Origin of the sequence: Bacteroides sp. 1001136B_160425_E2, assembly GCF_015559655.1 — a bacterium.
GTDB lineage: Bacteria > Bacteroidota > Bacteroidia > Bacteroidales > Bacteroidaceae > Bacteroides > Bacteroides luhongzhouii.
On the sequence record NZ_JADMQH010000011.1, the window covers coordinates 213872 to 235251 of the forward strand.

Sequence of the window (21380 nt, forward strand, 5' to 3'; positions counted from 1 at the left end):
AGTAACGAAAATGAAAGTTTTAAAGTTTGGAGGAACTTCCGTAGGTTCTGCTCAGCGCATGAAGGAAGTAGCCAAATTGATTACCGATGGTGAACAAAAGATTGTTGTTCTTTCTGCTATGTCAGGAACAACAAACACATTGGTGGAAATTTCGGACTATCTGTATAAGAAGAATCCGGAGGGTGCCAACGAGATTATCAATAAGCTGGAAATGAAATATAAACAGCACATTGATGAGCTTTTTGCAACCCAGGAATATAAACAGAAAGGTCTTGAAGTTGTCAAATCCCACTTCGACTACATCCGCTCCTATACTAAAGACCTTTTCACTTTGTTCGAAGAGAAAGTGGTTTTGGCACAGGGAGAGCTTATTTCTACGGCGATGGTAAACTTCTACCTGCAGGAATGTGGTGTGAAGTCTGTGTTGCTTCCGGCTTTGGAATTCATGCGTACTGACAAGAACGCAGAACCGGATCCTGTATATATTAAGGATAAGTTGCGCGCACAGTTCGAACTCTATCCGGATACAGAAATCTACATTACACAAGGTTTCATCTGTCGCAATGCTTACGGTGAGATAGACAATCTGCAACGTGGTGGTAGTGACTACACAGCTTCTCTGATTGGAGCCGCAGTAAATGCTTCCGAAATCCAGATTTGGACAGATATCGACGGTATGCACAATAACGACCCGCGTATTGTTGACAAGACCGCTCCGGTACGTCAGCTTCACTTTGAAGAAGCAGCCGAGTTGGCTTACTTTGGTGCAAAAATCCTGCACCCTACCTGTATCCAGCCCGCTAAATATGCCAATATCCCTGTTCGTCTGTTGAATACAATGGATCCGGATGCTCCGGGCACGCTGATTTCCAACGATACGGAAAAAGGTAAAATCAAGGCAGTAGCCGCAAAAGAAAACATTACTGCTATCAAGATCAAATCCAGCCGTATGTTATTGGCTCACGGTTTCCTGCGTAAGGTATTCGAAATCTTCGAAAGCTATCAGACATCTATTGATATGATCTGTACTTCAGAGGTGGGTGTATCTGTAACAATCGATAACACGAAGCATCTTAACGAGATTCTGGACGATCTGAAAAAATACGGAACAGTAACCGTTGATAAAGATATGTGTATCATCTGCGTTGTAGGTGACCTTGAATGGGAAAATGTCGGTTTTGAAGCGAAAGCACTTGATGCGATGCGGAATATACCGGTGCGAATGATCTCGTTCGGAGGAAGTAACTACAATATCTCCTTCCTCATTCGGGAATGCGATAAGAAAGTAGCTTTACAGTCGTTGAGCGATATGCTTTTCAACGACAAATAAATCCACAAATAACACGAGCGCTTTTACCGAACTGATAAAAGCGCTCTTTTTTAACCAACTAAACAAGTTTTTCGAATTATGAAGGGAATATTTCCAATCGATAAATTCCGTACTTTGCAGACACCTTTCTATTATTACGATACCAAAGTGCTGCGTGATACATTGTCGGCTATTAACCATGAGGTTGCCAAATATCCTAATTATTCAGTGCATTACGCTGTTAAAGCCAATGCCAACCCGAAAGTACTTACCATTATCCGTGAGAGCGGAATGGGAGCCGACTGTGTGAGCGGCGGAGAAATCCGTGCCGCTATTCGTGCCGGATTCCCTGCCAATAAAGTTGTTTTCGCAGGAGTTGGCAAAGCCGACTGGGAAATCAATCTCGGACTGGAGTATGGCATCTTCTGTTTCAATGTCGAGTCTATCCCCGAACTGGAAGTAATCAATGAATTGGCTGCTGCTCAAAATAAAATTGCCAATGTTGCTTTCCGCATCAATCCCGATGTCGGTGCACATACACATGCCAATATAACTACCGGTTTGGCAGAAAACAAATTCGGTATCAGTATGCAGGACATGGACAAGGTGATAGACGTAGCACAAGAGATGAAAAACGTAAAGTTTATCGGTCTTCACTTTCACATTGGTTCGCAGATTCTGGATATGGGTGATTTCGTGGCCCTCTGCAATCGTGTCAATGAGTTGCAGGACAAACTGGAAGCACGGAGAATTCTGGTAGAACATATCAACGTAGGTGGTGGCTTGGGTATTGATTACGGACACCCCAACCGTCAGGCTATCCCGAATTTCAAAGATTACTTTGCTACCTATGCCGGACAATTGAAATTGCGTCCTTATCAGACATTGCATTTTGAGCTGGGACGTGCTGTTGTAGGCCAGTGTGGTTCTTTGATATCCAAGGTCCTTTATGTAAAACAAGGAACACGGAAGAAATTTGCCATCCTTGATGCAGGTATGACCGATCTGATCCGTCCGGCTTTGTATCAGGCATTCCATAAAATGGAAAATATAACTTCTGAAGAACCGTTGGAAGCATACGATGTAGTAGGGCCGATCTGTGAATCGTCAGATGTTTTCGGAAAAGCAATTGATTTGAACAAAGTGAAGCGTGGTGACTTGATAGCTCTTCGCTCTGCCGGTGCTTATGGCGAAATTATGGCTTCCGGATACAACTGCCGTGAACTGCCAAAAGGATATACTTCTGACGAACTGGTGTAAGTAGAAAAATGAACCGCTACAATCAAAATGTGAATGTAGTTTAAAAATAGAGGGCGCATGGAACAATTTTAACTGAAAGCGTGTTATTTTTGTAATGAGTTCAAAAAGAAACTACATTAACAACTTAATAAAAAAATACGATTATGATTTCAGAAAAATTACAGAATGCAATTAACGAACAGATTACTGCTGAAATGTGGTCTGCTAACCTGTATTTAGCAATGTCTTTCTATTTTGAGAAAGAAGGTTTCAGCGGTTTTGCTCATTGGATGAAAAAGCAATCCCAAGAAGAAATGGGACATGCTTATGCAATGGCAGATTATATCATCAAACGTGGAGGAACTGCTAAAGTGGATAAAATAGATGTTGTTCCTAACGGATGGGGTACACCTCTCGAAGTTTTTGAACACGTTTACAAACATGAATGTCATGTTTCTCAATTGGTGGACAAGCTGGTAGACGTAGCAGCTGCTGAAAAGGATAAAGCAACACAGGATTTCTTGTGGGGATTTGTTCGTGAACAAGTAGAAGAAGAAGCTACAGCGCAAGGCATTGTTGATAAAGTCAAGAAAGCCGGTGATACCGGAATTTTCTTCGTAGATTCACAATTGGGACAGCGTTAATGATGCTACTCTGAAAAAATAGTTCTTTATATAGATAGAAGCTGCCTGAATTTCTGTTCAGACAGCTTCTTTTTTTTCACTTATTTGGCTTATGTTCGAAAATAAACTACCTTTGTATTACGAGTCAGAGAGAAATTAATCCCGATTATTATAAATGAATGATGTGAATAGAGGAATTTTCAGATTGCTCCCTATATTTTTATTGCTCCTTTTTGGGGTGAGTAGTTGTTCTCAAAAAGAAGAACGACGTATTCTAGTTATCCACTCTTATGAGGAGACTTACACAGCTTATCCGGAATTTAACCGGATGATAGCCGAGCAATTTGAGAAAGAAAAAATAGATGCTGATATTCGTACCGTTTATTTAGATTGTGAGTCTTATTGGGAAGAACCGGAGTTGGAGCGAATGCGCTTCCTGGTTGATTCCGTTTCGAAAGACTGGCGACCGGAAGTGATTCTGGTGAATGAAGATCAGGCTACCTATTCATTGATGAAATGTGGGGTTCAGTTGGGCAAAGAAGTACCTGTGGTATTTGGTGGTGTCAATTACCCGAATTGGGGATTGTTGAAACGCCATCCTAATGTGACGGGTTTCCATGATAAAATCGCCTTTAATGAGAATATCAGTGTGGCAAAAGAACTTTTCGGTAAGCATGTCCGGTTGTTTACCATGCTCGATACCACTTATATCGATAAACAAATCAGAAGAGATGCAAAGGAACAGTTTAAAGGTCATAAAGTGACCGGATTTATTGATAACCCCGAACTTTCTCCTGAAGAACAGATACGTTTGACGCAGGAAGAAGGTTATACTCGTTTCATGGCTATTCCTTTACGTAATGCCAGAAACCATTCGGACGCTACCTTTATGTGGGTGTTGAACAGAAGCTATCGCGATCAATGCTACATTCAGTTGAAACGTGATTACACCACCATTAATATTGGAAGCATCTGTGGCAGTCCCAGTCTGACAGCCATCAATGAAGCTTTTGGGTTTGGTGAGAAATTGCTGGGCGGATACATCACTTCGTTGCCTATTCAGGTGGAGGAAGAGGTGAAAGCTGCCGTTCGTATATTGCATGGCGCAATCCCGTCGGACATGCCTATTGTTGAAAGCCAGAAAGAATATGTTGTAGATTGGAATACAATGACGCAAATAGGCTTGAGTAAAGAAAGTATTCCTGCTAAATATCGTATTATCAATATTCCGTTCAGAGACGAATACCCATTTTTGTGGGGAGCCCTAGTCGTTTCATTTGTTCTTTTCTTGATTTTACTTTTTGCTTCTCTTTGGTGGCTATACCTTCGGGAACAGATGAGGAAAAAACAGGCTCTTATAGCATTGGCTGATGAAAAAGAAACATTGTCATTAGCCATTGAGGGTGGAATGACGTATGCCTGGAGATTGGATAACGGTCGTTTTGTTTTTGAAGATGCATTCTGGTGCTCACAAGGGCTAAATCCTAGACAACTTTCGTATAAAGAATTCATGAGTTTTATCCATCCTGATCATTGGGAGGGAGTGAAGTTCAACTGGCGAAATCTGAAAAGTGCTCATAAAAAAATTGTGCAGGAGCTTTGTAACTTTGACGGCAAAGGCTATCAGTGGTGGGAGTTCCGTTATACCACCAAACAGCTACCCGGAGGCGAATATAAAACCGCAGGTTTGTTGCTGAATGTGCAGGATATAAAAGACCGTGAAGAGGAGCTGGAAGCTGCACGCTTATTGGCTGAAAAGGCGGAATTGAAACAATCATTCCTCGCAAATATGAGCCATGAGATACGTACTCCACTTAATTCAATCGTAGGCTTTGCCAATATACTGGCATTGGAAGAAGGATTGACTTCCGTAGAACGCGAAGAGTATATCAGTACTATTAATAAGAACAGTGAGTTATTGCTCAAGCTGATTAATGATATCCTGGAACTTTCCCGTATCGAATCAGGATATATGTCTTTCTCATTCAAGAAGTGCAAGGTGAAAGAGTTGATTGACGATGTCTATATGACACACCAAGTGCTGATTGCCCCACGTCTGGAATTCCTGAAAGAAGTGGATGATACTCCTTTGGAAATCAACGTGGACAGAGAACGTTTGATGCAAGTGCTGACAAACTTCCTGAATAACGCCGGTAAGTTTACAGAAACCGGATATATCAAATTAGGATATAACTATCTGCCGGATGAAGGCAAAGTACAGATTTATGTAGAAGATACCGGAAGAGGGATTCCACGAGAAGAACAACGAATGATTTTCAGCCGTTTCTACAAACAAAACGAATTCTCGCAGGGAGCAGGATTGGGACTTTCTATTTGTCAGGTGATAATAGAGAAGCTGGGTGGAAAGATCGAACTCAAGTCCGAAATAGGCAAGGGAAGCCGCTTTACGGTCATCCTTCCTTGCCGGGTGGTATCTTGATAATGATAAACTTCAACGGAAATACATTAATCTTATTTTTTATTTTTCCCTTTCTCCATCGTTCCCAAGTAAATCTCCAGTGAACGGGTGGAAATCTGTATTTCGCGGAAAGATACGCCTAAAGAGGCTATCAGCAGAATCAATGCCAATCCGAATACATAAGCAGAAAATAATTGCAGCCCGATATAGATCAGGAACATACTGACTACGCAGAGAAAAAGGCTTGCAATACCTAGTCCCTGCATCGTACGGGTCAGATTCAATCGTTTCCGTAGATTCTCGATTTGCGCTTCGGTGATATCTGAAGGGTTCTCCATGTAGCGGTCACGCAGTTGGCGCACAAGTTGGGCATAAGATAAGAAACGGTTGGTATAAGCCAATAATATCAAAGAAACTGCCGAGAAAAGCAGGGTAGGAGTAGTGAGAGTCAGTTCTTCCATAATCTATTTTTTATAGTCAAGTAGCGGTTCAAAAGTCATTTTATAAAAGAGTATTTTTTAGGCACGGATTACACGGATTTTACGGTTTTTAGAAATATGCTTGCATAAAGCAACAGCGTAATTCGTGTGATCCGTGCCTAAAAATGGATTCTGCAAGTAAACCTTGCTCCGGAATTATTCCGCTTTCAGCACATTAAGATCTTTGCCTACCTTGATAAAGGCAGCGATACACTTATCAAGATGTGCTTTTTCGTGACCTGCAGAAATTTGCACACGGATGCGTGCCTGATCTTTCGGCACTACCGGATAATAGAAGCCTGTCACATAGATGCCTTCCTCCTGCATACGTGCAGCGTAAATCTGGGACAACTTCGCGTCATACAACATAACGGCACAGATAGCGCTTTGTGTCGGTTTGATATCAAATCCGGCAGCCGTCATCTTATCGCGGAAGTAGTTTACATTCTCGACGAGCTTATCATGCAATGCATTGCTCTCTTTCAGCATCTTGAAAACTTCAAGACTGGCACCAATGATACCTGGAGCCAAAGAATTCGAGAATAGATACGGGCGACTGCGTTGACGAAGCAAATCGATAATCTCTTTACGACCGGTAGTGAAACCTCCCAGTGCACCGCCAAAAGCCTTACCCAGCGTTCCGGTATAAATATCTACCCGTCCATGAGTCTTATACAACTCGCTTACTCCATGCCCTGTGGCGCCTACCACACCGGCAGAATGAGACTCATCCACCATTACCAGCGCATCATATTTCTCGGCAAGATCGCAAATCTGATCCATTGGAGCTACATTGCCGTCCATAGAGAACACACCGTCCGTCACAACAATGCGGAAACGTTGTGCCTGTGCTTCTTGCAGACATCTTTCCAAGTCCTTCATGTCAGCGTTGGCATAGCGGTAACGCTTTGCCTTGCAAAGACGTACTCCGTCAATGATAGAAGCATGGTTCAGAGAATCCGAGATAATGGCATCCTCTTCAGAGAAAAGCGGTTCGAATACACCGCCGTTAGCGTCGAAACAAGCGGCATACAAGATTGTGTCTTCCGTCTGGAAATACTCCGAGATGGCAGCTTCCAGTTCTTTGTGTATATCTTGCGTTCCACAAATGAAGCGGACAGACGACATTCCGTAGCCACGGTTATTCATCATTTCCTGCGAAGCCTTAATCAATCGGGGGTGATTGGATAATCCTAAGTAATTATTTGCGCAGAAGTTCAGCACTTCCTTGCCTTTTACAGTGATGGCAGCTTGCTGCGCACTTTCAATCAGTCGTTCTTCTTTATAAAGTCCGGCTTCCTTGATTTCAGCCAATGTTTGGCAGAGATATTCTTGCATTTTACCGTACATAGTGTTTGGGTGATTAAGTTATATTGCAAAGGACACAATTTTTCTTGGAATAACAATGTCTTTTTGATTAAAATCTGAAAAAAAAGTGCTTACTTTGCGCACTATTTAAGCTTGATATTCTAAGTCAAAAGAAAAAATGAAACACATTTTGATTATTGGAGCTACCGGACAGATAGGGTCGGAGCTAACGATGGAGCTACGTAAACGTTACGGAAATGCAAATGTTGTAGCAGGTTATATCCCAGGTGCAGAGCCTAAAGGGGAATTAAAGGAGTCCGGACCGTCGGCAATTGCTGATGTAACGGATGGAGAGGTGATTGCATCTGTGGTAAAAGAGTATCACATTGATACAATTTATAATTTGGCTGCTCTACTGTCCGTAGTTGCCGAATCGAAACCCAAGCTGGCTTGGAAAATAGGTATCGATGGATTATGGAATGTGCTGGAAGTGGCACGCGAACAAGGATGTGCAGTGTTTACTCCGAGTTCTATCGGTTCGTTTGGCGCTAGTACGCCTCATACGAAAACACCGCAGGATACTATTCAGCGTCCGCGTACCATGTATGGAGTCACTAAGGTAACGACCGAGTTGCTAAGTGATTACTATTTTAATAAATATGGTGTCGATACCCGTGCTGTCCGTTTTCCGGGCATTATTTCGAATGTGACCCCTCCGGGAGGAGGTACGACCGATTATGCTGTCGATATTTATTATTCGGCGGTGAAAGGAGAAAAATTTGTGTGCCCCATTAAGCAAGGCACTCTGATGGATATGATGTACATGCCGGATGCACTGAACGCAGCAATCACACTGATGGAAGCTGATCCGACAAGATTGATACACCGCAATGCTTTCAATATCGCCTCTATGAGTTTCGATCCGGAGACGATTTATCAGGCTATCAAGAAGCATGTACCGCAGTTTGAGATGATCTATGACATAGATCCTTTGAAACAGCGCATTGCCGATAGCTGGCCTGATAGCCTGGATGACACCTGCGCTCGTGAAGAGTGGGGATGGAAGCCGGCCTACAATTTGGAAAGCATGACGGTGGATATGCTTGAAAAGTTAAGAGAGAAACTAAAATAATGAAAAAACTAATTGCAGGGGTCATGCTGCTCGGTATACTGGGCGCTTGTGGAAACAAGAAAACAAACATCGACCCCTTCGCATCCATTACTAAAGAAGTGGATTCTATTCGGCAGATAGCCGATTCTATCCACCGTGGTGAATCGCCGGAAGATCCGCAACCTATACAGGCGGATGAATCTTTCGATGATTTTATCTACAATTTTGCTTCTGATGACGTGTTACAGCGCCAGCGCGTGAAATTTCCGTTGCCCTACTACAATGGAGATGAGAAATCGAATATCGAAGAGCGTAACTGGAAGCATGATGATTTGTTTACCAAACAGCATTACTATACGCTTCTGTTTGATAGAGAAGAAGATATGGATTTAGTAGGAGACACCTCTCTCACTTCCGTGCAGGTAGAGTGGATGTTCGTGAAAACACGAATGGTAAAAAGATACTATTTTGAACGTATCAAAGGTGCATGGATGCTGGAGGCAATTAATTTGCGTTCCATTGAGCAAAGTGATAATGAAAATTTTGTAGAGTTTTTCGGACATTTTGCCGCAGATAGTCTTTTTCAGAGTAAGCGCGTGTGTGAGCCTCTGGCTTTTGTAACCACCGATCCGGATGATGATTTCTCTATTCTGGAGACCACCCTTGATCTTAATCAGTGGTTCGCTTTTAAACCGGGACTTCCTGCCGATCGTCTTTCTAATATCAATTATGGACAGCGGAATGACGATGATTCGCCAACGAAAATCCTGGCATTGAAAGGTATCGGTAATGGTTTTTCCAATATCCTCTATTTCCGTCGTAAAGCCGGAGAATGGGAATTATATAAGTTTGAAGATACAAGCATTTGATACAGGTTGTAATACGCTATAAATAGCTTTGCTGTCAATGATATAACTGTGTTTGTCGGCTTATAACGAATAACGATATAACTTATAATTAAAAATATATGTATTCTCTTTTACCCTACAATACATTCGGCATCGATGTCAATGCCGCTCGTTTTTTAGAGTACACTTCGGTTGAAGAACTGAAGAAACTGATTGCGCAAGGTGCCGTTACGACACCTTTTTTGCATATTGGTGGCGGCAGTAATCTGTTGTTTACCAAAGATTACGACGGGCTGATATTACATTCCCGCATTGAAGGAATCGAAGTGACAGAAGAAGATGCTCACTCTGTATCAGTGCGAGTGGGAGCAGGGGTAGTATGGGATGACTTTGTAGCCTATTGTGTAGAGCATGGATGGTATGGAGCGGAGAACCTGTCGCTGATTCCCGGTGAGGTGGGGGCGAGTGCGGTGCAAAATATCGGAGCCTATGGCGTTGAGGTGAAAGACCTGATAACGGCTGTGGAAACGGTGAACATTCGAGCTGAAGAACATGTTTATTCAGTAGAGGAATGTGGATATACCTACCGCAACAGCATCTTTAAACGTCCGGAAAACAAGTCGGCTTTTGTTACTTATGTCCGTTTCCGGCTAAGTAAAGAAGAGCATTATACGTTAGACTATGGCACCATTCGTCAGGAACTTGAAAAATATCCGTCGTTGACCCTGTCTGTTATCCGGAAAGTGATTATTGATATCCGCGAGAGTAAGCTGCCCGATCCGAAAGTGTTGGGTAATGCCGGCAGTTTCTTTATGAACCCTATTGTGCCGAAAGAAAAACTGGAAGCTTTGCAACAGGAATATCCCCGCATACCCTATTATGAACTGGCCGACGGTCGCGTAAAGATTCCGGCAGGGTGGATGATCGATCAATGCGGCTGGAAAGGAAAAGCCTTGGGACCGGCTGCCGTGCATGATAAACAAGCACTGGTGCTGGTGAACCGTGGCGGAGCAAAAGGTAGTGATATTATTGCACTTTCAGATGCGGTTCGGGCTTCTGTTCGTGAGAAGTTCGGCATAGATATCCATCCGGAGGTCAACTTAATAAATTGAGAATTAATAAGTGAAAGTAAGAATTATAGGAAGTGGAACATCGACGGGAGTGCCTCAAATCGGCTGTACATGTCCGGTTTGTACTTCTTCCGATCCGAAAGATAATCGATTGCGTGCATCTGCTATTGTGGAGACCGATGACGCGCGGATTCTGATAGATTGTGGTCCCGATTTTCGGACACAGGTATTGCATCTCCCTTTTGAGAGGATAGATGGTGTGCTCATTACGCACGAACATTATGACCATGTAGGCGGACTGGACGATTTACGTCCGTTTTGCCGGTTCGGTTCCGTGCCTATTTATGCGGAAGATTATGTAGCGCAAGGATTGCGTTTGCGCATGCCCTATTGCTTTGTTGATCATCGTTATCCGGGTGTTCCTGATATTCCTTTGCAGGAAATTTCGGTGGGGCAATCCTTTTCTATAAACCACACGGAAGTGCTTCCTCTGCGTGTGATGCATGGCCGACTGCCGATTCTGGGATATCGTATCGGGCAGTTGGGTTATATCACTGATATGCTGATCATGCCCGAAGAATCTTATGAACAATTGGCAGGAATAGATGTTTTGGTAATGAATGCACTTCGCATCGCCTCGCATCCTACTCACCAAAATTTGGAAGAAGCATTGGCGGTGGCACGGCGTATTCAGGCAAAGAAGACATACTTTATACATATGAGTCATGATATAGGCTTGCATGCGGAGGTTGAAAAGGGCCTTCCGGAAAATATTCACCTGGCGTTTGACGGATTGGATATCTATCTTTGATTATTGGTGAAATTTTTAGCAAAAGTTTTGTTTTCTTTGTAGAAATTATTATTTTTGCACCTAGCCGATAAACAGCGAATATTATGAAACTTCGTACGATAGTGAAAATAGCGATCACGTCTTCTGTTGTACTTTTGTGCTCAGGTTTCGCATTGTACTCTTTTTTTAGGCTGTCGGCAGCCGAAGGGCAGAAAGATTTTAATCTTTATGAACTGGTGCCCTCCACAACTTCAGCAGTATTCGTTACTGATGATGTGCTCGAATTTGTAGCGGAAGTAGATGATCTGACTTGTAGTAAAAATCAGCAATATCTTTATGTATCCAAACTCTTTTCTTATCTGAAACAGAGCCTTTACGCCCTTTCAGAAGATACTCCCCACGGTTTGAGCCGGCAAATGAATCAAATGCTGATTAGTTTCCACGAGCCGGATAACGAACGTAATCAAGTACTTTATTGCAGATTAGGGAATGGAGATAAAGAACTCGTAAACAGATTTGTGCGTAAATATATATCCTCACTTTATCCGCCGAAAACATTTGTTTACAAAGGAGAAGAAATTGTCATTTATCCGATGGCGGACGGTGATTTCCTTGCCTGTTATTTGACATCTGATTTTATGGCATTGAGTTTTCAGAAAAAACTGATTGAAAACGTTATTGATGCATATAAAAGTGGAAAATCATTGGCTGATGATTCTGCCTTTGCAGGCATGCGTGCTCCGAAAAAAAGTGCGGCAATCGCTACCATCTATACCCGTATGCAAGGGATGATGGGATGGACAGAATTTGACATGAAGATGAAAGATGATTTCATCTATTTCTCCGGCATCACTCACGATGCAGACTCTTGTTTTGCGTTTATAAACCAGCTCCGTCAGCAGCAATCCGTAAAAGGATTTCCGGGTGAGGTATTGCCGTCTACAGCTTTCTGTTTTAGCAGGCAGGGGATTACGGACTGGGCGTCTCTGCTTTCTTATGGAAATGCGCAGGGGCAGGGTGTGGTTTCCCGTACGAGCGAAGTGCAAAATATAGATAAAGAGTTTTCGCGTTATTTGATGGAAAATGCCGGGCAGGATTTGGTTGCCTGTCTTTTTCAGCGTGAAGATACCTTACAGGGTGCAGCGGCAGTCTTGAGCCTGGCTGTGACAGATGTTGCCGAAGCCGAGCGAATGCTTCGTGCTCTTGTTAATGCCGCTCCGACGGATGAAGGAAGAAGAATTCCCCGTATAACTTATTGTTATACTGTAAATAAGGCATATCTTGTCTATCGGTTGCCTCAAACGACATTGTTTGAACAACTAACCAGTTTTGCGGAACCAACTTTGGATGTATATGCGGTATTCTATGGCGGGCGCTTGTTGCTCGCTCCTGATGCGGATGCTCTGTCGCATTATATTCGCCAACTGGATAAAGGTGAGGTACTCAATGGAGCGATGGCCTATCAGACAAGCATGGATCATTTGTCCGATTCATACCATTTTATGTTGATGGTGGATTTCGACCACATATTTCAGCAATCAGAAAATCACGTTCGTTTTGTACCGGATTTCTTTCTGCGTAACGCTGATTTCTTCCATAATTTTACCCTCTTTGTTCAGTTTGTCTGTACAGACGGAGTGATATATCCTAATATTGTTTTGAAATATAAATCAGAATAAAAAATCATCGTTTGTCTGCTTTCTCCATACATTTTCAAGACGCTATTTAATATTTGAATCTGTAAAATATGCAGAAAAATTCATCCCCCATTATAAACAAAGGAATAAATAAAAAACTTCTTCTTCTGAAGATGAAAAAGAAGACAAAGATTTGTTTTTCTTGAGGGAAGAAAAGGGTATAAAAAACTCCCGATGGAATTTAATCCCATCGGGAGTTTTTTATGCTTATTCGTCGAACGAATGACTTTCGGTTTAGAATGGCAGATCGTCTTTTGCGTCACCCGGAGTAAATTCCGGCATAGCCGACGGAGCAGCAGGAGGAACAGAGCCACCTGTGGCCATTGGGGCGCCAGTGCTGACACGTTCTACTTTCCATGCACGAATTCTATTAAACCAGCGGTCTTGCCATTGGTTAGAGTCAATGTCGAATGAAACAGTCAGTTCTTCGCCCATTTGAATGTTGAACTGATCTATTTTATCTGCCCCAAATACTTCGAAGCACATTTTGCGTGGATATTGGTCGTGACTTTCGATAACAAACTCTTGCGCTTTCCACTCGTTGCCGGTAGCTTTTGAAACTCCTCCTTTGGGCTGGAGGATAGCGATGATTTTTCCTGTAAATTCCATTGCGATAATTTTAAATTCTGCGGCGAAGTTACAATTTTTTAGTAATATCCCTCGCACAATACCTGTTTTTTCTTTTGTTTTATTGGGCAGCCCAAATCTTTTTTCGTAACTTTGTGCGATAGAACATTTAAAACTTAAATACACGAAAATATATGAAATTTATCGTTTCAAGTACTGCTCTTTCCAGCCATTTACAGGCCATCAGCCGTGTTATTAATTCAAAAAATGCGCTGCCAATTCTCGATTGTTTCCTCTTCGAATTGGAAGACGGAACATTGTCTGTGACTGTATCCGACAGTGAAACAACGATGGTGACTACCGTAGAAGTGAATGAAAGCGATACAAACGGGCGTTTTGCCGTAGTAGCGAAAACATTGCTTGACGCACTGAAAGAAATTCCGGAACAACCACTCACATTCGAAATCAATCCGGATAATTATGAAATAACAGTGCAGTACCAGAACGGAAAATACAGCCTGATGGGGCAGAATGCGGATGAATTCCCGCAATCGGCTACACTGGGTGATAATGCTGTCCGCGTAGAAATGGAAGCAAACGTACTTTTGGGAGGTATCAACCGTTCGGTGTTTGCTACTGCCGATGATGAACTTCGTCCGGTGATGAACGGTATTTATTTCGATATTACAACAGAAGACATTACAATGGTTGCTTCGGATGGTCATAAACTGGTGCGTTGCAAGACATTGGCAGCCAAAGGCAACGAGCGTGCAGCCTTCATTCTTCCGAAGAAACCGGCTACATTGCTTAAAAATCTTTTGCCGAAAGAACAAGGTACAGTGACCATCGAATTTGACGAACGCAACGCTGTTTTCATGCTCGAAAGCTACCGGATGGTTTGCCGCTTGATTGAAGGACGTTACCCAAACTACAACTCGGTAATTCCGCAAAATAATCCGCACAAAGTAACTGTAGACCGCCAACAACTGGTAGGAGCTTTGCGTCGTGTGTCTATCTTCTCGTCACAAGCCAGCAGTTTGATTAAACTCCGTATGCAGGAAAACCAGATTGTGATTTCCGCGCAAGATATTGATTTCTCTACTTCTGCTGAAGAAACACAAGTTTGCCAGTATGCAGGTGCTGCAATGAGCATCGGTTTTAAATCGACATTCCTCATCGACATACTGAACAATATTTCAGCAGACGAAGTAGTCATCGAACTTGCAGATCCTTCACGTGCCGGAGTAATCATCCCGGTAGAGCAGGAAGAAAACGAAGACCTGCTGATGCTGCTGATGCCGATGATGCTAAATGATTAATGCTAATTCATCACAGAGGACGCAGAGGACACAGAGGATAAATTTGAATATTTATTAAATAACCCTCTGTGTCCTCTGCGTCCTCTGTGGTGACCCAATAAAATAAACAGAAATGAAATTAAACCTGAAAAACCCCATTGTTTTCTTTGATTTAGAAACAACAGGAACCAATATCAACACAGACCGGATTGTTGAAATCTGCTATCTGAAAGTATATCCGAATGGAAATGAAGAAGCAAAAACATTACGTATCAATCCTGAAATGCATATCCCGGAAGCATCCTCTGCGATACATGGCATTTATGATGCCGATGTAGTAGATTGTCCCACTTTCAAAGAAGTGGCAAAAAACATAGCCAGGGACATTGAAGGTTGCGATTTGGCAGGATTTAATTCCAACCGTTTTGATATTCCTGTTCTTGCCGAAGAATTTCTTCGTGCCGGAGTGGATATTGATATGACAAAACGCAAATTTGTAGATGTACAGGTCATCTTTCATAAAATGGAACAACGCACCCTGTCTGCTGCCTACAAGTTTTATTGCGACAAAAATCTGGAAGACGCGCACACTGCCGAAGCAGATACACGAGCCACTTACGAGGTGCTGAAAGCGCAGTTAGACCGATACTCCGATCTTCAGAATGATATTGCGTTCCTGGCTGATTATTCAAGTTTCAGCAAGAATGTCGATTTTGCCGGACGTATGGTGTACGATGATAATGGAGTAGAAGTGTTCAACTTCGGAAAATATAAGGGAATGTCTGTAGCCGAGGTATTGAAGAAAGATCCCGGATATTACAGTTGGATTTTGAATAGTGATTTCACGCTGAACACCAAGGCGGTATTGACAAAAATCCGCTTGCGTGAAATGAGTAATTTGATTACAAAATAATGCTAAAAGGAAAGAAAATAATTCTTGGAATTACCGGCAGTATTGCCGCGTATAAGGCGTGCTATATCATTCGTGGACTGATAAAACAAGGAGCGGAAGTGCAAGTTGTAATTACTCCGGCGGGAAAAGAATTTATTACTCCGATCACTCTTTCGGCGTTGACCAGTAAACCGGTCATCAGTGAGTTTTTTGCCCAGCGTGACGGAACATGGAACAGTCACGTCGATCTTGGCTTGTGGGCAGATGCTGTCTTGATTGCTCCGGCCACTGCCTCCACTATCGGTAAAATGGCCCACGGAATAGCCGACAATATGTTGATAACCACTTATCTTTCAGCAAAAGCTCCCGTGTTTGTTGCTCCGGCAATGGACCTCGATATGTTTGCTCATCCTGCCACCCAGAAAAATCTGGATATTCTGCGTTCCTACGGTAATCATATTATCGAGCCGGGGACAGGAGAACTAGCCAGCCATCTGGTAGGGAAGGGGCGAATGGAAGAGCCGGAGAATATCATCCGAGTATTAGATGAATTTTTTGCTTCGAGTGACGAACTATCCGGAAAGAAAGTGATGATTACCGCCGGACCGACTTATGAAAAGATTGATCCGGTGCGCTTCATAGGCAATTATTCGTCCGGAAAGATGGGATTTGCGTTAGCAGAAGAATGTGCCCGTCGCGGAGCACAGGTGACCTTGATAACAGGTCCTGTCCAACTCAAAACGCAACATTCTGGTATTATCCGTGTCGATGTCGAATCTGCCGGGGAGATGTACGAAGCGGCACAGGCTCATTTTCCAGATGCTGATGCAGGGATTCTCTGTGCGGCAGTAGCAGACTATCGTCCGGAAACGGTAGCCGATAAGAAGATTAAGCGGGAAAAAGAAGAAGAACTGACCCTGCATCTTCGGGCAACACAAGATATTGCTGCCTCTTTAGGAGCTATAAAAAGAAAACAACAATGTCTGGTTGGCTTTGCGCTCGAAACCAATAATGAGCAGCAGAATGCCGAAGGAAAGCTCGAACGCAAGAACTTCGATTTTATTGTGCTCAACTCGTTGAATGATGCTGGAGCCGGTTTCCGCCATGATACTAATAAGATAAGTATAATCGACAGGAAAGGTCGTACAGACTATCCTTTGAAGTCGAAAACGGAAGTAGCTCAAGACATCATCGATCGTCTGGTAGCCACCCTGTCTCCCAATTTTTAATTTTTAATTTTTAATTAATTTGTTACGTTCACTATACATTCAGAATTACGCATTGATAGAAAAACTGGATATCAGTTTTGAAACAGGCTTTTCCGTTATAACAGGTGAAACGGGAGCCGGGAAATCAATTATTCTGGGAGCTATCGGACTCCTGCTGGGGCAGCGTGCCGATGTGAAAGCGATTCGTCGCGGGGCTTCCAAATGTATCATAGAGGCGCGGTTTGATATTGCTGCCTACGGTATGCGTCCGTTTTTTGAAGAAAATGAATTGGAATATGATGAAGAGTGTATTTTGCGCCGTGAGGTACAGGCTTCCGGGAAAAGCAGGGCATTCATCAACGATACTCCCGCCTCATTGGCACAAGTGAAAGAACTGGGCGAACAGTTGATAGATGTACATTCTCAACATCAGAATCTGTTGCTCAATAAAGAAGGATTCCAGTTGAACGTGCTTGACATTCTGGCACATAATGATGCAGTATTGGAGAAATACCATTTGTGTTATGGAGAATGGAAGCAGACAGATCGTGAATTGGCTGAATTAATGTCACTGGCAGAGAAAAGCCGTTCCGATGAAGATTATATCCGCTTCCAACTCGAACAGCTCGAAGAAGCCCATCTTGTGGAAGGAGAGCAGGAGGAGCTGGAGCAGGAAGCTGAAACACTAAGTCATGCAGAGGAAATTAAAGCCGGACTTTATCGGGTAGAACAGTCATTTGTCTCGGATGAAGGCGGATTGCTTTCATACCTGAAAGATAGTCTGAATACGCTGAATAACCTGCAAAGAGTCTATCAGCCTGCTAAGGAACTTACCGAACGTATGGAGAGCGCCTATATCGAATTGAAAGATATTTCGCATGAAGTCTCCTCACAAAGCGATTCCGTTGAATTCAATCCGGTCCGTCTGGACGAAGTGAACGAACGGTTGAACCTGATTTATTCCTTGCAACAGAAACATCGGGTACAGACTCTTGATGAATTGATAGCGTTGACGGATGAATATCGTAGCAAATTGTCTGATATCACTTCCTATGATGAGCGTATTGCCGAGCTGACCGCTCGTAAAGAGGAACAATATAAGCAGGTGAAACAACAAGCAGAATTGCTGACCAAGGCCCGTACGAAAGCTGCGCGTGAAGTAGAAAAGCAATTGGCCGCCCGCTTGATTCCGTTGGGAATGCCGAATGTTCGTTTCCAGATCGAAATGGGACTGAAGAAAGAACCGGGATTGCAAGGGGAAGATACAGTCAACTTCCTGTTTTCTGCCAATAAGAACGGCACCTTGCAGAATATCTCTTCCGTAGCTTCGGGAGGTGAAATTGCCCGCGTCATGCTTTCTATAAAAGCATTGATTGCCGGAGCTGTGAAACTGCCGACTATCATATTTGACGAAATAGACACTGGTGTCTCCGGTGAAATTGCCGACCGCATGGCAGACATGATGCAGGAAATGGGCGACCGGAACCGTCAGGTAATCAGCATCACCCACCTGCCGCAAATTGCTGCCCGTGGACGTGCTCATTATAAAGTATATAAGAAAGACAGCGATACGGAAACAAACAGTCATATCCGCCGTCTCACTGATGAAGAACGAGTAGAGGAAATAGCTCATATGCTTAGTGGCGCCACTCTGACCGAGGCCGCCCTTAGCAATGCCAAATCCCTGTTGGCAGCCTCTCCCTCTCGCTAATGAATAATAATAGATTGAATAAATAAGTATGGAATATAAAAAAGACAGCAGAAATGACTCTACCTCCTCTTCTGGGGATGCTCGTGGAGAAGCGCAAATGATTTTCGGTGTTCGTGCCGTGATAGAAGCCATTCAGGCAGGTAAAGAAATTGATAAAATTCTGGTAAAGAAAGACATTCAGAGTGATCTTTCCAAAGAACTGTTTGCCGCTTTGAAAGGGCTGCTGATACCGGTTCAACGTGTTCCGGTGGAACGTATCAACCGTATCACCCGGAAAAATCATCAGGGAGTGGTTGCTTTCATTTCTTCTGTGACTTATCAGAAGACGGAAGATCTTGTTCCTTTCTTGTTTGAACAAGGGAAAAATCCATTTTTTGTTATGCTCGACGGAGTGACCGATGTACGTAATTTCGGAGCCATTGCCCGTACCTGCGAATGTGCAGCTGTCGATGCAGTGATTATTCCAGTCCGCGGAAGTGCGTCTGTCAATGCAGATGCCGTGAAAACATCGGCAGGAGCGCTGCACACGCTGCCTGTGTGTCGTGAGCAGAACCTCCGTTCAACTCTGCAATATCTGAAAGACAGCGGTTTTCGCATTGTAGCTGCTACCGAGAAGGGAGATTACGACTATACAAAAGCCGATTATACAGGACCGCTGTGCATCATCATGGGAGCGGAAGATACGGGAGTTTCTTATGATAACCTTGCGCTCTGTGACGAATGGGTGAAAATCCCGATGCTGGGTACCATCGAATCTCTGAATGTTTCCGTGGCTGCCGGTATCCTGATTTACGAAGCTGTGAAACAAAGAAATAATGACTGATATGAAGAAGATTTTAATTCTACCTTTGCTGCTTTTCTTCCTGATACAGGGAAGCATGGCGCAAACTCCCAAATGGGTAGAGAAGGCAAAACGTGCAGTCTTCTCTGTGGTGACTTATGACAAGAATGATAAAATGCTGAATACCGGAAACGGATTTTTTGTATCTGAAGATGGATTGGCTTTATCAGATTATACTCTTTTTAAAGGAGCCGAACGTGCGGTGGTAATCACTTCCGAAGGCAAACAGATGCCGGTCAGCCTGATACTTGGGGCGAATGATATGTATGATGTCATTAAGTTCTGTGTGGCTATCACCGAGAAGAAAGTACCTGCGCTGATTGTGGCTAAAACAGCTCCGGCAGTGGGAGCCGATGCGTGGATGCTTCCTTATTCTACACAAAAAAGTATCGCTTGCGTTACTGGTAAGGTGAAAGATGTTTCCAAAGTAGCCGGAGAATATCATTACTATACATTAGGCATGCAGATGAAAGATAAGATGGTGAGCTGTCCGGTGATGAATGCCGAAGGTCAGGTGTTCGGTATTGCGCAGAAATCATCCGGCGTCGATACAGTGACTACTTGCTATGCGGCAGGAGCAGCTTTTGCCATGTCACAGAAAATCAGTGCTCTTTCTTTGGGAGACGCTGCTTTGAAAAAGATTGGTATTCGGAAAGGGCTGCCCGAAACGGAAGATCAGGCATTAGTGTACTTGTTTATGGCATCTTCAAGCCTGTCGGGTGACGATTACGAAAAGCTGTTGGATGATTTTATCCGTCAGTTCCCAGCTAATGCGGATGGTTATCTTCGTCGTGCCAATTATTATGCAGCTAAAGGTAAAGACGATCAGACTTGGTATGATAAAGCAGTTGCCGACTTTAATCAGGCTTTGAAAGTAGCCCAGAAAAAAGATGATGTATATTATAATATAGGTAAGCTGATATATGCTTATCAATTGTCGAAGCCGGAAAAAACGTATAAAGACTGGACTTATGACACTGCTTTGCAAAATGTTCGTCAGGCAATCGCTATTGATCCGCTGCCCATTTACATTCAAATGGAAGGTGATATACTGTTTGCCCAGCAAGACTATGCTGGTGCTTTGGCAGCTTATGAAAAGGTAAATGCCAGCAACATTGCTTCTCCGGCCACTTTCTTTAGTGCTGCCAAGACGAAGGAGCTGATGAAAGGTGACCCGAAAGAAGTCGTAGCTTTGATGGATAGCTGTATTGCCCGTTGCCCGCAACCGATCACGGCAGATTTTGCTCCATATTTGTTGGAACGTGCGCAGATGAATATGGATGCCGGCCAGCCACGCAATGCGATGCTTGATTATGATGCTTATCATACGGCAGTCAAAGGAGAAGTGAACGACGTATTCTATTATTATCGTGAACAGGCCGCTTTGAAAGCACGCCAATTCCAGCGCGCCTTAGATGATATAGTTAAAGCAGTCGAAATGAATCCGACAGACCTGACCTATCAGGCGGAACATGCAGTGGTAAACCTGCGTGTAGGACGTTATGAAGAAGCTATTCAGATTTTGAATAATCTATTGAAGGCTGATCCTAAATATGCCGAAGCTTACCGTTTGTTGGGGCTTTGCCAGATACAGTTGAAAAAGACAGATGAAGCCTGTGGAAACTTCAAAAAAGCGAAAGATTTAGGTGATCCGAATGTAGATGAGCTGATTACAAAATATTGCAAGTAAATTATGAAATCACCCATGCTACAACGATCTGTGGTATGGGTGATTTGTTTAACTCCTTATTCTTGTTTTGTTTTATCAGACTATCTGGAAAAGTAAACTAAATTGTTGATATTTTATGAATTAGCAATAAATGTAGTAACTTCAAAACCTTTGAATCATAAAAATGAATCCCTGCCAACTCGAAAATTGGCAGGGATTCCTCGTGTTCGCCCGACATGGGCATAGTCTAACGGGTGCAAGTCCCTAACGCAGCTTAATAGCGGCAAGCGTACAGCCAAAG

General features: G+C 43.2%; 18 protein-coding genes. 15 read left to right on the forward strand and 3 right to left on the reverse strand.

The window, feature by feature from the left end:
- The first annotated feature begins 10 nt into the window (after positions 1-10).
- The 4 genes from I2I04_RS13120 to I2I04_RS13135 all read left to right on the forward strand — a co-directional run bounded on the left by I2I04_RS13120 (position 11) and on the right by I2I04_RS13135 (position 5611).
- Positions 11-1330, forward strand: a complete 1320-nt coding sequence (locus I2I04_RS13120) for an aspartate kinase (RefSeq protein WP_195655206.1) — start codon at positions 11-13, stop codon at positions 1328-1330.
- 78 nt (positions 1331-1408) lie between these two features.
- A complete protein-coding gene (gene lysA / locus I2I04_RS13125; RefSeq protein WP_143260665.1) occupies positions 1409-2569 on the forward strand; it encodes a diaminopimelate decarboxylase in 1161 nt (386 codons plus the stop codon).
- Between the two features lie 143 nt (positions 2570-2712).
- Complete coding sequence (locus tag I2I04_RS13130) at positions 2713-3192, forward strand: ferritin (RefSeq protein ID WP_143260663.1); 480 nt, start codon at positions 2713-2715, stop codon at positions 3190-3192.
- Positions 3193-3346: 154 nt separating this feature from the next.
- Positions 3347-5611, forward strand: a complete 2265-nt coding sequence (locus tag I2I04_RS13135; protein WP_195655207.1) for a sensor histidine kinase — start codon at positions 3347-3349, stop codon at positions 5609-5611.
- Positions 5612-5643: 32 nt separating this feature from the next.
- Here the strand turns inward: I2I04_RS13135 and I2I04_RS13140 are convergent, their stop codons facing one another.
- Positions 5644-6051, reverse strand: a complete 408-nt coding sequence (locus I2I04_RS13140; RefSeq protein ID WP_195473169.1) for a DUF2721 domain-containing protein — start codon at positions 6049-6051, stop codon at positions 5644-5646.
- A 174-nt stretch (positions 6052-6225) separates the two neighbouring features.
- Complete coding sequence (gene kbl / locus I2I04_RS13145) at positions 6226-7419, reverse strand: glycine C-acetyltransferase (protein ID WP_143260657.1); 1194 nt, start codon at positions 7417-7419, stop codon at positions 6226-6228.
- A gap of 136 nt (positions 7420-7555) precedes the next feature.
- Here kbl and I2I04_RS13150 point away from each other — a divergent pair, with 136 nt between their 5' ends.
- From I2I04_RS13150 to I2I04_RS13170, 5 genes are all read left to right on the forward strand, one after another.
- Positions 7556-8509, forward strand: a complete 954-nt coding sequence (locus I2I04_RS13150) for an NAD-dependent epimerase/dehydratase family protein (protein ID WP_143260655.1) — start codon at positions 7556-7558, stop codon at positions 8507-8509.
- Entirely contained in the window at positions 8509-9357 is an 849-nt protein-coding gene (locus tag I2I04_RS13155) for a DUF4348 domain-containing protein (protein WP_143260653.1), read from the forward strand. Before I2I04_RS13150 ends, I2I04_RS13155 begins: the two co-directional genes overlap by 1 nt.
- A 98-nt stretch (positions 9358-9455) precedes the next feature.
- Complete coding sequence (murB, locus tag I2I04_RS13160) at positions 9456-10448, forward strand: UDP-N-acetylmuramate dehydrogenase (protein WP_195473167.1); 993 nt, start codon at positions 9456-9458, stop codon at positions 10446-10448.
- A 10-nt stretch (positions 10449-10458) separates the two neighbouring features.
- Positions 10459-11217, forward strand: coding sequence for an MBL fold metallo-hydrolase (locus tag I2I04_RS13165; protein ID WP_195655208.1), 759 nt, complete (start codon positions 10459-10461; stop codon positions 11215-11217).
- 83 nt (positions 11218-11300) lie between these two features.
- Positions 11301-12875: a DUF3352 domain-containing protein gene (locus tag I2I04_RS13170; RefSeq protein WP_195655209.1), complete on the forward strand. Its 1575-nt coding sequence runs from the start codon at positions 11301-11303 to the stop codon at positions 12873-12875.
- Positions 12876-13127: 252 nt separating this feature from the next.
- Here I2I04_RS13170 and I2I04_RS13175 read toward each other — a convergent pair whose 3' ends face one another.
- Entirely contained in the window at positions 13128-13502 is a 375-nt protein-coding gene (locus tag I2I04_RS13175) for a DUF3127 domain-containing protein (protein WP_143260645.1), read from the reverse strand.
- 152 nt (positions 13503-13654) lie between these two features.
- Between I2I04_RS13175 and dnaN the strand changes: the two genes are divergently transcribed.
- From dnaN to I2I04_RS13205, 6 genes are all read left to right on the forward strand, one after another.
- On the forward strand, positions 13655-14779 hold the full coding sequence (gene dnaN / locus I2I04_RS13180; RefSeq protein ID WP_195655210.1) for a DNA polymerase III subunit beta: 1125 nt from the start codon (positions 13655-13657) through the stop codon (positions 14777-14779).
- 112 nt (positions 14780-14891) lie between these two features.
- Positions 14892-15671 carry a 3'-5' exonuclease gene (locus I2I04_RS13185; protein ID WP_143260643.1) on the forward strand — a complete coding sequence of 260 codons (780 nt, stop codon included), beginning with the start codon at positions 14892-14894 and terminating at the stop codon, positions 15669-15671.
- Positions 15671-16879, forward strand: a complete 1209-nt coding sequence (coaBC, locus tag I2I04_RS13190; protein WP_143260641.1) for a bifunctional phosphopantothenoylcysteine decarboxylase/phosphopantothenate--cysteine ligase CoaBC — start codon at positions 15671-15673, stop codon at positions 16877-16879. Before I2I04_RS13185 ends, coaBC begins: the two co-directional genes overlap by 1 nt.
- Before the next feature lie 19 nt (positions 16880-16898).
- Positions 16899-18569 (forward strand): DNA repair protein RecN, encoded by a 1671-nt coding sequence (recN, locus tag I2I04_RS13195; protein WP_143260639.1) that lies wholly within the window; start codon positions 16899-16901, stop codon positions 18567-18569.
- A gap of 28 nt (positions 18570-18597) precedes the next feature.
- Positions 18598-19392, forward strand: coding sequence for a 23S rRNA (guanosine(2251)-2'-O)-methyltransferase RlmB (rlmB, locus tag I2I04_RS13200; protein ID WP_143260637.1), 795 nt, complete (start codon positions 18598-18600; stop codon positions 19390-19392).
- 1 nt (position 19393) lies between these two features.
- Positions 19394-21100, forward strand: a complete 1707-nt coding sequence (locus I2I04_RS13205; RefSeq protein ID WP_195655211.1) for a serine protease — start codon at positions 19394-19396, stop codon at positions 21098-21100.
- The last annotated feature ends 280 nt before the right edge of the window (positions 21101-21380 follow it).

Coding starts and splice junctions, on each gene's coding strand:
- lysA (WP_143260665.1), top strand. CDS start 1,409: ATGAAGGGAATATTTCCAATCGATAAATTCCGTACTTTGCAGACACCT.
- I2I04_RS13120 (WP_195655206.1), top strand. CDS start 11: ATGAAAGTTTTAAAGTTTGGAGGAACTTCCGTAGGTTCTGCTCAGCGC.
- I2I04_RS13175 (WP_143260645.1), bottom strand. CDS start 13,502: ATGGAATTTACAGGAAAAATCATCGCTATCCTCCAGCCCAAAGGAGGA.
- I2I04_RS13170 (WP_195655209.1), top strand. CDS start 11,301: ATGAAACTTCGTACGATAGTGAAAATAGCGATCACGTCTTCTGTTGTA.
- coaBC (WP_143260641.1), top strand. CDS start 15,671: ATGCTAAAAGGAAAGAAAATAATTCTTGGAATTACCGGCAGTATTGCC.
- I2I04_RS13135 (WP_195655207.1), top strand. CDS start 3,347: ATGAATGATGTGAATAGAGGAATTTTCAGATTGCTCCCTATATTTTTA.
- kbl (WP_143260657.1), bottom strand. CDS start 7,419: ATGTACGGTAAAATGCAAGAATATCTCTGCCAAACATTGGCTGAAATC.
- I2I04_RS13150 (WP_143260655.1), top strand. CDS start 7,556: ATGAAACACATTTTGATTATTGGAGCTACCGGACAGATAGGGTCGGAG.
- I2I04_RS13155 (WP_143260653.1), top strand. CDS start 8,509: ATGAAAAAACTAATTGCAGGGGTCATGCTGCTCGGTATACTGGGCGCT.
- I2I04_RS13130 (WP_143260663.1), top strand. CDS start 2,713: ATGATTTCAGAAAAATTACAGAATGCAATTAACGAACAGATTACTGCT.
- I2I04_RS13205 (WP_195655211.1), top strand. CDS start 19,394: ATGAAGAAGATTTTAATTCTACCTTTGCTGCTTTTCTTCCTGATACAG.
- murB (WP_195473167.1), top strand. CDS start 9,456: ATGTATTCTCTTTTACCCTACAATACATTCGGCATCGATGTCAATGCC.
- dnaN (WP_195655210.1), top strand. CDS start 13,655: ATGAAATTTATCGTTTCAAGTACTGCTCTTTCCAGCCATTTACAGGCC.
- I2I04_RS13185 (WP_143260643.1), top strand. CDS start 14,892: ATGAAATTAAACCTGAAAAACCCCATTGTTTTCTTTGATTTAGAAACA.
- rlmB (WP_143260637.1), top strand. CDS start 18,598: ATGGAATATAAAAAAGACAGCAGAAATGACTCTACCTCCTCTTCTGGG.
- I2I04_RS13140 (WP_195473169.1), bottom strand. CDS start 6,051: ATGGAAGAACTGACTCTCACTACTCCTACCCTGCTTTTCTCGGCAGTT.